General features: G+C 73.4%; 10 protein-coding genes. 6 read left to right on the forward strand and 4 right to left on the reverse strand.

Annotation, left to right across the window (positions count from 1 at the left end; genetic code table 11):
* Positions 1–13: 13 nt before the first annotated feature.
* Entirely contained in the window at positions 14–826 is an 813-nt protein-coding gene (locus tag TBR22_RS05695) for a hypothetical protein (RefSeq protein WP_239491994.1), read from the forward strand.
* Positions 827–833: 7 nt separating this feature from the next.
* Here TBR22_RS05695 and TBR22_RS05700 read toward each other — a convergent pair whose 3' ends face one another.
* Positions 834–3,395 carry a CHAT domain-containing tetratricopeptide repeat protein gene (locus tag TBR22_RS05700; RefSeq protein ID WP_239491995.1) on the reverse strand — a complete coding sequence of 854 codons (2,562 nt, stop codon included), beginning with the start codon at positions 3,393–3,395 and terminating at the stop codon, positions 834–836.
* A 250-nt stretch (positions 3,396–3,645) separates the two neighbouring features.
* Here TBR22_RS05700 and TBR22_RS05705 point away from each other — a divergent pair, with 250 nt between their 5' ends.
* From TBR22_RS05705 to TBR22_RS05715, 3 genes are read left to right on the forward strand one after another with little or no spacing between them, the layout of a single operon-like run.
* Entirely contained in the window at positions 3,646–5,442 is a 1,797-nt protein-coding gene (locus tag TBR22_RS05705; protein WP_239491996.1) for a carboxypeptidase-like regulatory domain-containing protein, read from the forward strand.
* A gap of 43 nt (positions 5,443–5,485) precedes the next feature.
* On the forward strand, positions 5,486–6,214 hold the full coding sequence (locus TBR22_RS05710; protein ID WP_239491997.1) for a CDP-alcohol phosphatidyltransferase family protein: 729 nt from the start codon (positions 5,486–5,488) through the stop codon (positions 6,212–6,214).
* The gene (locus tag TBR22_RS05715) at positions 6,211–7,476 is read left to right on the forward strand and encodes a GtrA family protein (RefSeq protein WP_239491998.1); all 1,266 of its coding nucleotides are present in this window, start codon (positions 6,211–6,213) and stop codon (positions 7,474–7,476) included. Before TBR22_RS05710 ends, TBR22_RS05715 begins: the two co-directional genes overlap by 4 nt.
* Before the next feature lie 101 nt (positions 7,477–7,577).
* Here the strand turns inward: TBR22_RS05715 and crcB are convergent, their stop codons facing one another.
* On the reverse strand, positions 7,578–7,952 hold the full coding sequence (crcB, locus tag TBR22_RS05720; RefSeq protein ID WP_239491999.1) for a fluoride efflux transporter CrcB: 375 nt from the start codon (positions 7,950–7,952) through the stop codon (positions 7,578–7,580).
* Between the two features lie 78 nt (positions 7,953–8,030).
* Here crcB and TBR22_RS05725 point away from each other — a divergent pair, with 78 nt between their 5' ends.
* Positions 8,031–9,332, forward strand: coding sequence for a S41 family peptidase (locus TBR22_RS05725; RefSeq protein WP_239492000.1), 1,302 nt, complete (start codon positions 8,031–8,033; stop codon positions 9,330–9,332).
* Positions 9,333–9,375: 43 nt separating this feature from the next.
* Here the strand turns inward: TBR22_RS05725 and TBR22_RS05730 are convergent, their stop codons facing one another.
* Entirely contained in the window at positions 9,376–10,338 is a 963-nt protein-coding gene (locus tag TBR22_RS05730; RefSeq protein ID WP_239492001.1) for a nucleoside hydrolase, read from the reverse strand.
* Positions 10,335–11,348 (reverse strand): phosphotransferase family protein, encoded by a 1,014-nt coding sequence (locus tag TBR22_RS05735; RefSeq protein ID WP_239492002.1) that lies wholly within the window; start codon positions 11,346–11,348, stop codon positions 10,335–10,337. Before TBR22_RS05735 ends, TBR22_RS05730 begins: the two co-directional genes overlap by 4 nt.
* Positions 11,349–11,471: 123 nt before the next feature.
* Between TBR22_RS05735 and TBR22_RS05740 the strand changes: the two genes are divergently transcribed.
* Positions 11,472–11,687 (forward strand): heavy-metal-associated domain-containing protein, encoded by a 216-nt coding sequence (locus TBR22_RS05740; RefSeq protein ID WP_239492003.1) that lies wholly within the window; start codon positions 11,472–11,474, stop codon positions 11,685–11,687.
* The last annotated feature ends 6 nt before the right edge of the window (positions 11,688–11,693 follow it).

Below are 11,693 nucleotides of genomic sequence, written 5' to 3' on the forward strand. Positions count from 1 at the left end.
CCACTCACCACCGATGAGCGCCTGCACTCGCTTCCCGGACGATGCGCAGGTCCTCCGATACGTGACCAGCGACCTGGCCGAGCCAGAGCTGTCCGCATTCGAGGATCACCTCTTCGCCTGCGACGCCTGCCTCCAGCGGGTCGAGCGGTACCAGGCCGCGCAGGCGGCACTGGCCAGCCGCGACCTGCCGCAGGGGCCGGTGGGCGTGATGGTGCCCTTCGACGACGCGCCGACGCCCGGCCGACGACGGCTCTGGTGGCTGGGGGCCGTTGCGGCGCTGTTCGTGCTGGCCCTGGGCGCCGTCGTGTGGCGGCCTGCGACGCCGGCCCCGGCCCGCGTCATGGCCACCCCCGACGTCCCCGGGGGCACCGACGCCCTGGCGCCCCCGCCGGTCGCCCGCGGCATCGACAGGTTGGGCATCGCGGCCCTCGCCATGGTCACACCGCCGCCGTACCTGCCGGTCACGACGCGCGGCGGCAGCGACGTGGCGGCCTTCGCCACCGCCATGGACGCCTACACCCGCCAGGACTGGACGGCCGCCTCCCGCGGGCTGGCCGCCATCGCCACGCCCGAGGCGCAGTTCTACAAGGGAATCGCCGACCTGATGCGCGGGGAAGCCGCCGACGCAATCCGGGCGTTCGAGGGCACGCGCGACAGCGGCGTGCAGCCCTATGCGCGGGAAAGCGCCTTCTACCTGGGCAAGGCGGCGCTGTTGCGGGGGGATCTGGCGGCGGCGCGGCAGCAGTTTGTCGCCGCCGGGGCAAGCCGGGCGACGACGGCCGCGCAGGCTCGTCGCCTCGTCTCGGCGCTCGACGAGCTCAGGTGAGCGCCGCTCAGGGCACGCCGACCGACACGTAGCCGGCCCACAGCAACGGCGTCGACGGCAGGCGCACCACCTGCGCCCCGACCTTGCGGGTCAGCGTGCCGGCGCGCAAGGCCCGCAGCTGCCGCAGTTGCGCGGTGCGCAGCGCCTCGGCCACGGTCGCGCCGCGGGCGTGCGCCGCATAGAAGGCCTCCATCACCCGCAGCCCTGCCTCGTCGGGCAGTTCCCACGTCGTCGCGACGATCGCGCGGGCGCCGGCGGCCAGGAAACTGCGCGTGAAGCCGAGCGTGCCCTCGCCGGTCACGCGCCCGAGCGCCGTGCGGCACGCGCTGAGCACCACTGTCGCGCCGGCCAACGACAGCGTGTGCACCTCATCGGCGGTCAGCATCCCATCGTCGGCAGCGCCGCCCGCCCCGCGGGCCAGCAGCAGGTACGACGGCGCCGTGGCTTCCTCCGACACTTGCGCGTGGGTGGCCACGTGCAGCCAGGTCGCGCCGTCGACGCTGGCCCGCAGCGCGCGTTCGGTCGCCGCGCCTCCGGTGGAGAGCCGAGCGCGCGGCCCCAGGCGACGAGCGACGCGACGAGCCTCCTCGCCCGCGTAGGGCAGCGGCGGCGGGAGCGCGACGCCCGGCAGGCGCGGCAGGGGCGACGGGTTGCCGATCACGACGGCCGTGCCGGCCGGGGCCGGCGCGTCGCTCGCGTCGCGGGCGACGGCTGCCGCGAGGACGGCCACCGATGGCGCGTAGTGCAACGCGTGTCGCTCGATCAGGTAGCGGCCACGCGCATCGAGCAGGCCCGCGAAGGGAAGGTGCAGCAGGGGGCCGTGCGGCACGATGGTCAGCCGGCTGCCGGGCGCCGTGGGGAGGTCGGCAGCCAGCGGCGCGATCAGGGTGCGGTGCAGCGTCCGCCACGGGCCCAGGTCGGGCCCGCCGAGCAACGAGGCGTTGATCGCGGCCGGCACGTTGCCGGAGCCGGCGGCGGTCCTCACCAGTTGGCGCAGGACGCGTTCGCCGGCCGGCAGGCGATGGGCGGTCAGGCGATCGGCCGACACGACCCAGGCGATGGTGTCATCGGCGCCGACCCAGTACACGAGCAGCGTCGTGTCCAGCCGGCGCGCCAGCGCCTGCATCGCCCCGACGTCGGCCGGCCGGGTGTCGGGCGCGTCGGGGCGACGCTGCATCAGGTCGAGCAGCGCGCGGGCCCGTGCCTGCTCGGCCAGCTGGAGGGCGGTCGTGGTGGCGCCGCGGCGGGTGGCGATGTCGATTGCGACCGCGAAGAGGCCCTGGTGCAGGTCGCCGAAGCCCCGCCGGGCGGTGTCGCCGGCCAGTGCCCGGGCGCGCGCGTCCTCGACCTGCCGCAGGGCCTGGTCCAGATCGCGCTGCGCCTCGTCGAGGCGGCCCGAGCTGGCCAGCAGCATCGCGTGTGCGCCGAGCCAGGTCACCGACTCGTCGAAGCCGGGCGCCGGCAGGGCCGCCTTCGCCTCGTCGAGAGCGGCGAGGCCCTCGTCGGTCCGGCCGAGCATGCGCAGGGCCTCGGCGGTCTGGCGCAGCCGCGTCGCGCGCAGGTACGAGGACTTCTCCTCGCGCAGGACGAGGCGCAGTTCGGTCAGCGCTGCCTCGCTCTGGCCCGCGCCGAGCAGCGAGCCGGCGAGGTTGCCGCGAAGGAACACCTCGTACCGGGTGAGCGACGCGGCGCGCGCCCGGGCGAGCGCGCGCCTGTAGATCCTGACCGCCCGCTCGTGCTGGCCCAGCCTGTCGTAGGTCACCGCCTGCGCGTTCAGGCTCTGCAGGAGCGCGGGCAGGTCGCCGTCCGCCTCCTGGAGACGAGCGGCCTGTCCGTAAAGCGTCAGGGCGGCGTTCAACTGCCCGTGAGCCCGTTGGACCCGGCCCAGACTGACCAGCACCCGCCCGACGTCGGAGCGTAGCCCGAGGGCCTCGTAGCAGGCCCGGGCGATGGTGAGCGCCTCGTGCGCCTCGCCGTACTGCGCCACGTTGAACCGGGCGTCGCCTTGCGACTGCCACAGGCTGCACGCCGACGCGAAGCGGTCGGTTGGCTCCAGCAGGGCGACGGCGCGCGCCAGGGTCGGGTCGTACGCGGGCGTGCCACGCAGGGCGGTGATGCCTTGCGAGAAGGCCCAGGCCAGGGTCTCCCGGCTCGGCGCCTGCCGCTCGAGGATGTCGAGGGCGGCCGGTACCGAGGCGGTGACGTCGGCGGTGCGACCGTCGAGGGCGGCGACGCGGGCCAGCAGCAGCGTCGCCAGTTGTTCGTCGGTCACCAGGCCGTGATCGCGGGCGATGTCGCGGGCCCGCGTCAGCACCGCGCGGGCCGGGGCGAGCCGTTCACGGTCGAGGTGGAAGTCGCCGACCAGCCTGAGCGCGAGCGCCGCGGTCTCCGGCGCACCGGCGTGCAGCGCATCGGCCGCGATGGTGTCGGCAAGGGCGATGGCGTCGTCGGTGGCGCGCTGCTGGATCCGTGTGCGGAGCGTGGCCAGCCGCGGGTCGGAGGGTGTCCCCTGCGCGGCGGCCACAGTGACCGTGGCGACCCAGCAGAGGATGAGCAGCGCGAGACGCATCGACCACGACTATAGCGTCTGGGCTGTACGAGCTCGCCGGCCCGCCGGTGGGAGGAAAGGCGGGCGTACCATACGCTCGCAGTCGGGAATCGGGAGTCGGGAGTCGGGAGTCGGGAGTCGGGAGTCGGGAATCGGGAGTCGGGAGTCGGGAGTCGGGAGTCGGGAGTCGGGAATCGGGAGTCGGGAGTCGGGAGTCGGGAATCGGGAGTCGGGAGTCGGGGACCTGGAGCCGTAAGTGAGGGACGAGGGCATGCAGATCGGCACGATCGTTCGGGTGTTCGTCGCGCTGGCCGTCGCGACATCGGCGTTCGCGCAGGGCGGTCCGCAGTCGCCGCGTATCCAGATGCCCCGGCCGGGGACGCCGATGCCGCCGCGCGACACGAGCGCGCGGCCGACGGCGCAAGAAGAGGTCGGCACCGCGCGCCTCAGTGGCCGGGTGACCGCGGCCGACTCCGGCCAGCCCCTGCGGAGGGCCACCGTGTCGGCCCTGCCCACGCGCCAGCCCGAGGCGAACCGTCGGGGCGGGTTTCCGGGGCCGCCCCGCGTCTACTCGGCGCGCACCGACGAGGAGGGGCGGTTCACGATCACGGCCGTTCCTGCCGGTGAGTACAGCGTCACGGCGCGGCGTTCAGGCTACGTCGACCAGCAGTACGGACAGGCGACGTCCAACGCGCCCGGGCGCATGGTGAGCGTGACCGACGGCGCGACCGTGGGGCCGCTCGACTTCCGCCTGCAGCGCGGCGGCGTCATCACCGGGCGCGTCATCGACGAGGGCGGCGAACCGGCCGAACGCGCGCAGGTGCGCGTCCTGCGGGCCCAGCGGCTGGCCGGTCAGGTGCGCTACGTGCCCGCGGGGGCTGGCGACAGCACCGACGACCTCGGGCAGTACCGCATCTTCGGCCTCGCACCGGGCGAGTACCTCGTGATGGCCGAGCCCGGCGACCGACGCCCCTTCTTCATGGCGACGCCCGCCGTCCAGGGGGCCGAGACGGACGCCATCCCGACCTACGGGCCTGGCACCGTCAACCCCGCCGAGGCCATGAAGGTACAGGTGCAGGCCGGCGTCGAGGCGGCCATGGACATCCAGTTGGTGACCGCCAAGGTCGCGACCATCCGGGGCCAGGTGCTCACCTCGAAAGGGCAGCCCCTCGAAGGCGGGTTCGTGCGGATGCAGCCGCAGGGCGCCGTCTTCGTCGGCGGCATGGGCCAGGGTGGTCCCATCCGTCAGGGCGGGCAGTACGAAGTCGCCGGCGTGCCGCCGGGGACCTACACCCTGATGGTCGAACAGATGATGCGCGGCGGACCGGACGGCCCGGATGAGGACGGCCCACCGCCCGAGGGCGCGATGCAGACGGTCACCGTCGAGGGCGAGGATCTCGTCGTGCCCCTGACCACGAGCCCCGGATCCACGGCGCGCGGGCGCGTGATCGTCGAGGGCGGCGATCCGTCGGCGCTCGCCGACCGCACGCTGCGGATCTCCGGCGTGCCGACGCAGCCGATCGTCATGTTCGGATCGATGGTGCGGGGACGGGTCGCGCCGGACCTGTCGTTCACGGCGACGGGCCTCCGCGGTTCCCTCACCCTTGCCCTCAACGGGCTGCCGGACGGGTGGTGGGTGAAGGACGTGCGCATCGGCGGCCAGCCGGCGCTCGCCGGCTTCGACTTCGGGAACGGGCGGTCGATCGGCGGCGTGGAGATCGTCGTGAGCGGATCGCCATCGGGGCTGACGGGCACGGTCACGCTGCCCACCGGCGGCAAGGCCGACGACTACGCCGTGGTCGTCTTCCCCGAAGACGAGCAGCGGTGGGAGCAGGTCGGCATGATGAGGGGCCAGGCGCAGGTGGTGCGTCCTGGGCTCGACGGCGCGTTCAAGGTGCCGGTGCTCAGGCCGGGCAGCTACTACGTGCTGGCCGTGCCGGCCACGCAGGCCGACTGGAGCGTCATGGGCGACCCCGATCACCTGCGCACGCTGGCGGGACGGGCGCGCACCGTCGAGGTGAAGGAGGGGCAACTCACGCCGGTCACGCTGACGCTGGTGGAGCGCTGAGCCTGTTTGCCGCGCGCCTGCACATTCGGGGGCAGGAGGGATCATGTCCGTCACCGCCACTGCCGTCCCCGTCGCCCCCGTCGCACCGCAGGCCGCTCCCGCGCCGACCGCCGCGCATGCGCGCCAGAACGACAGCGCGCTCGCCTCGCTCGAGAAGCGCATCCTGGTGGCGATCGCCCGGCGGCTCCCGCGGGCGATCGGCCCCGACCACCTCACCGGCCTCGGCCTGCTCTCGATGCTCGGCGTCGGCGCCGCCTTCGCGGCCTCGTCGGTCGAGCCTCGCCTCCTGTACCTCGTGCCCGTCCTGCTCGCCCTCAACTGGTTCGGCGACAGCCTCGACGGCACCGTCGCCCGCGTCCGCGACGAGCAGCGCCCGCGCTACGGTTACTACGTGGATCACGTGGTGGACATCTTCGGGGCCGTGGCGCTGTTCTCGGGGCTGGCCCTGTCGGGCGCGATGCAGCCGGTGATCGCGCTCTCGCTGCTGGTGGCCTACGTCGCGGCGATGGCCGAGGTGTTCCTCGCCACGCACGTCACGCACGTGTTCCGCCTGGCCTCCTTCGGCTTCGGCCCGACGGAACTGCGCATCGTCCTCGCTGCCGGCGCGATCGCGCTCGTCGGGCGTCCGACGGTGGCGGTGCCGCTCGTCGGCCGGGTGCCGCTGTTCGACGTTGGCGGCCTCATCGCGGCGCTCGGCATCGCCACCGCCTTCGTCGCATCGGCGATCAGGATCGCGCGCCAGCTCGCACGAGAGGAGCAGGTGCGCCGGTGATCCTCCATGCTGTCCCCGGTCCATCGCCGACTCCCGGCCGAGGCCGGCAGCGACGGTCGGACTCGACCACCCGCCTGTCGCGATTCGTCGCCGTCGGCGGGCTCGGCTTCGCGGTGCAGATGACGGCGGCGACGCTGTTGCTGGCCTCCGGCGTTGCCCCGCTGCTGGCCACGCTGCTGGCGATCGAGGCCGCGATCATCCACAACCACGCATGGCATCGGCGGTGGGCCTGGAAGGACCGGGCGTCCAGCGTGGCGTGGATCACCTCCTTCACGCGCGCCCACCTCGGCGCCGGCGGCACGTCGCTGGTGGTGGGCGTGGGCACGGTGGCGGCGCTCTCGAACGTGCTGTCACCGATTGCTGCGCAAGTCGTCGCCGTGGGGCTCTGCGCGGTGCTGAACTACTGGCTGGCTGACCGCTTCGTGTTCCGCGCCGGCGCAGGCCGCCGCGTCGCCGCGGCGTCCGTTGCCGGCGCGAGGCGGATGCCGGTGACGTTCTTCGCACTGGCCATGCTGCTCGCCCTGCCCGTCGCCGCGCGCGCCGATGCCCCCTCACCAGCGGCGCTGCAATCGTGGGAGCGCTACGCTGCCGCCCTGTCGAGGGCCCGCGAGGCCGACCTGTCGCGCGGCGTCCCGGCCTGGGCGACCGACGACGACCCGCGGGGCACGGCGGTGCTGGCGGCACTGCGCCGTGGCGAGGTGCACGTCACGGGCCGCACCCTGCGCGGCATCGACGTCGACGACGCGACGCTGGAACACTGGCAGGGCAGCGTGTTGCTGCGCGGTGCGACGATCGCGGCGATCGCCGAGCGCCTGCGTCATCCCGAGCGCCACCCGACCCCGCGCGACGTGCTGGCACTCAAGGTGTCCAACTGGTCGGAGCAGGGCCACGACGTGTACCTGCGGCTGACGCGCTCGATGCTGGTGACCGCCACGTACGACACGTGGCACCGGGTGCGTCATCGAGAGGTCGATCCGGACCGGGTCGAGAGCGTGAGCGTGTCGACGCGCATCGAGGAACTCCACGACGCCGGCACGCCGAAGGAACGGCGCGTCCCGTTGAGCGAAAGCCGCGGCTTCCTGTGGCGCATGCAGTCGATCTGGCGGTTCACGGCGACCGGCGACGGCGTGATCGTGACCTGCGAGTCGATCACCCTGAGCCGCCCCGTGCCGTTCGGCCTCGGCCTGGTGTCGCGGCCGATCATCACGCGGGTCGCCCGTGAGTCGATGACGACGGCGGTCCGCGCGTGGCTGAAGCGGTAGGGCTGACCGCTTACGGCTCAGGGCTCAGGGCCAAGGCCAAAGCCAGGGGTAGGCGTCGCCCTTGGGCGACCCGTCCGACGGCCGATTGACGAAGGCCGTGTTCAGAACAGGCGCCCGAGCGCCTGGCCGACCCACACGGCCAGCAGGCCCGCGACGAGGCTGATTCCGACGTTGCCGAGGGCCGCCGGCACGTGTCCGCCCTGCAGCAGCGCCAGCGTCTCGTTCTCGAACGTGGAGAACGTCGTGAAGGCGCCGAGCACGCCCACTGCGCCGAACGTGCGCAGGCCGGGCGCGAGGTGCGGGCGCGAGGCCACGTACCCGGTCAGCAGGCCCAGCACGAAGCAGCCCGCGACGTTCACGACGATGGTGCCCATCGGCAAGGGGCCCGGCCAGCGCGCCGCGATCGTCGTCGAAAGCACCGCGCGCGCCACGGCGCCGAGCGCGCCGCCGAGCGCCACGAGCCACAGGGAAGTCATGGGCCGCATGATACGCGGCGTGCTACCTTCGAACGGCTGGCGCTCCGACGTTACGGCGCCCTGCTGGAGGAAGTCCGCATGCGTCGCTTCGCTCGTGCTGCAGCCGCGGCCCTGGTCGCCGTCTTGCTGCCGGCCTCGTCGGTCGTCGCGCAGAACCTGGCCAACTGCAGCACGTCGAGCCAGAACCGCTACGTCTACGACGTGATGCGCGACATCTACCTGTGGGACACCGAACTGCCCACGGTCAACCCAGCCTCGTTCGGCTCACCCGAGGCCCTGCTCGAGGCCGTCCGCTACAGGCCGCTCGATTCGTATTTCAGCTACGTCACCTCGCGCGCCGCCAGCAACGCGTTCTACTCGGAGAGCCAGTTCGTCGGCTTCGGCTTCGGCAATGCGTACGACGGCCTCGGGCTGCGGATCCTCCAGGTGTTCCCGGACAGCCCGGCGGCCGAGACCGGCATGCGTCGAGGCGACCGCATCACCACCATCAGCGGCCAGAGCGTCGCCGCCCTCGCGGCGACCAACCAGCTCGGACAGGCGCTCGGCCCGTCCACCGAGGGCTACCGCATCACGTTCCGCTACGAGCGCCCGGACGGCAGCGTCGTGGACAGCGAGATGACCAAGCGGCCCGTCACCATCCCCACGGTGTCCGAACTCTCGGTGGTCGACGTCGACGGCAAGCGCATCGGCTACATGCTGTTCCGCAATTTCGTGACGCCGTCGCGCGACGCCCTCGACTCGGCGTTCAACGCGCTCCGCGACGTCGGCGCCACCGAACTGGTGCTCGACCTGCGCTACAACGGCGGCGGGCTCGTGACGATTGCGCAGCACCTCGGCAGCCTGATCGGCGGCTCGCGCACCGAGGGACAGATCTTCGTGCAGTACGTGCACAACGCGCGCAACACCTCCTACAACCGGAACCTGGACTTCGAGGCCAGGCCCAACGCCCTGAACCTGCAGCGGCTCGTGGTGATCACCAGCGACGCGACGGCATCGGCCAGCGAGTCGATCATCAACTCGCTGCGCCCCTTCATCCCGGTCGTGACGGTGGGGACGGCGACCTACGGCAAGCCGGTGGGGCAGTACACCGTCGAGTTCTGCGACAAGGCGCTGTTCCCGGTGTCGTTCTCGGTGAAGAACGCGCGCGGCGAGGGCGACTACTTCGGCGGCATCCCGGCCGATTGCCAGGCGCCCGACGACGCGGACCACCAGCTCGGGGATCCGGCCGAGGCCTCGCTGGCCGAGGCGCTCACGGTGATGCGCACCGGCCGCTGCTCGGCGCCACCCGTGGCGGCCGCGCCGGAAGCGCGGCGCGAGACGACGAAGATCGATCAGGGGCTGAAGCGCACGCCGCTCGACGTGCTCATCAACGCGCACTGAGCCCGGTGTCGCCGTCGCGCTTGCGCGACGGTGCACCTGCACGCTATTTCACGGGCTTCAGCTTGCCGATGTCGGCCAGGATGCGCGCTTTCGCGCCGGCGTCGGCGGTGTGGCACCAGGTGACCTTGCGGCCCTCGGTGCCCGTCGACACCCACAGGTGCGACACGCCGCGCTCGTCGCGCGCGAGTGTGGCCACCGCGGCTTCGCAGCGCACTTCCCCGGGATGCGCGGCGATGTCCACCGCCAGCAGCGCGGGCACGGGGAACGTCGTGCCACCGGCGCGCGCGGTCACGGCCGTGAGCCACGCCCGCGCCGAGGACGTCACCATCCGGACCGGGCCCGGCGCCGCGTCGAGCGCGTCGATGTCGGCCGCGCCGAACCCGAGCCCCGTCCGCGAATCGGCCGGCACCAGCGTGACCGGCACCTCGGCATCGAGCAGCACCCGCAGGCTGCCATCGTCGGCGAGCACGTTGGGATCGGCCGGCAAGGGCATCGAAGGATCGTCGGGAGCCGCCTGACCCGCGACGATGATCACGCGCTCGAGCCGACGGGCCAGCAGCGGCGAGCGGATCAGCACCGAGGCGAGCGTCGTCACCGGTCCGACGGCGATCACCGTCATCGGCTCACGATCGAGCGCCTCCTCGAGCAGTTCGGTCGCCTCCGTCGGGGCCTGGCGTTCCTCCGGCCGCGAGGGGCCGCGCCAGGCACGCAGCAGCGTTTGGTCGAGGCGCGGCAACAGTTCCTGGGCCGCCGGGTAGCCGCGCACGAGGGGCGCGTTGCCGAACGTCACCGACACGCCGCGGATCGCGAGACGCCCCGACCCGTACGCCTGCAGCATCGCCAGTGCGTCGCCGGGATCGCGGGCCGGGTCACCGAGCGCCGGGCTGACGTCGAGCCAGGCGGCGATCCGGCCGTCGGTCAGCGGTGCGGGACCGCGTCGGCAGCCCGCGGCAGCCGCGAGGGCGCACAGCGCCAGCGCGACGACTCCCCTGCGGGTGGCGGTCACAGCGGCGCCTCCACGGTCGTGCTCCCCCGCAGCAACTGCCTCGCGTACTCCACTTCGGCTTCCACGCGGTGCGGCGCCGGCTCGCCAGGCACGGGGTCGGCGCCCAGCCTGCCACGGATGATCTCGAGGCCGGCGCACGCGCTCACCTCCACCAGGTCGAGCGTCGCGCCCCGCCGGTAGCGGTGAAGCGCACCCGACACGGTCGCGTGCGACTGGCCAGCCAGCAGCAGGTGCGCCACGAAGAACCCGACGTCCAGCGACGCGGGGCCGGCGGTGGCCAGGCCGGGCGCGAGCACCCGGATGCCGCCGGGGGCCGGCATCCAGCGCGCCGGACGGAAGTCGCCGTGCAGCAGGGTGCCGGTGCCCTCGAGGAACCGCCCGCCGAGGTCGCGCATCGTCGCCCGCACGTGTACGTCGGTTCGCAGCGCGTCGACCAGCCGAACCAGCCGCGGTACGCGGGTCGCCAGCGCGTCGACGCGCGCCGCGGCGAAGGGCTCCTCGAACCGCTCGGCGTGGCGTGCCAGGCGCACGCCGTCGGAGCGCAGCGCCCCCAGTTCGTCCTCGCTGCCGGGCACGCCGTGCAGCGCCACCAGGTACCCGGCCAGGTCGTCGGCGTCGGTCGCCGACAGGGGCTCGCCGTCGTACAGGCCCATCAGGGGCGCAGACCCGCCGAGGTCCTCGAGGGCGATGACATGGTCGCTGCGATCGACGCCGAGGCAGGTGGGCATGCGCTCGGCCACGGCGGGCCACGGCTGCACGAGGCGGTAGAACTCGCCCTCGACGGCCAGCCGGTCCGCAGGCGAGGCCGAGTGCCTGCCCTCGTCTCGCGTCCCGGCGCCGGGCTGCCGCAGGATGCGGGTCGTCCCCTCGCTCGTGGTGATGCGGACCGTGGTTGCGGTCCGGCCGCCGCCGAGGCGGGTGCGGTCGACCACCGTGGCCGTGGCTGGAATCCACCCGCGGACGCGCAGGAAACAGGTCAGTTCTTCGAGGGAGGCCGTCGCGACGAGCACCGGACGGCCAGTATGGCAGGGAACGACGCGCTATACTGGCCAGGTGATACCCACCGGGGGTATCGCGCCACCTCGTCGAGCAGCGGCCCTGAACCCCCGGCCCACTTCCCGGGAGAGCGAACGATGGCGACCACGGCTCTGAAGATCGACGGCATGTCCTGTGGCCACTGCGTCAAGGCCGTCACGATGGCGCTCCAGGACCTGCCGGGCGTGCAGGTCCGCGACGTGACCGTGGGCCGGGCGGTCATCGACGCCGACGACCACGTCGTCACCCAGGAGCAGATCGCGCAGGCGATCGACGAGGCCGGCTTCACGCTCGCGGCGGCCGACCCCGCCTGAACCGCC

The sequence above is a fragment of the Luteitalea sp. TBR-22 genome (assembly GCF_016865485.1).
In the GTDB taxonomy this organism is placed as follows: domain Bacteria; phylum Acidobacteriota; class Vicinamibacteria; order Vicinamibacterales; family Vicinamibacteraceae; genus Luteitalea.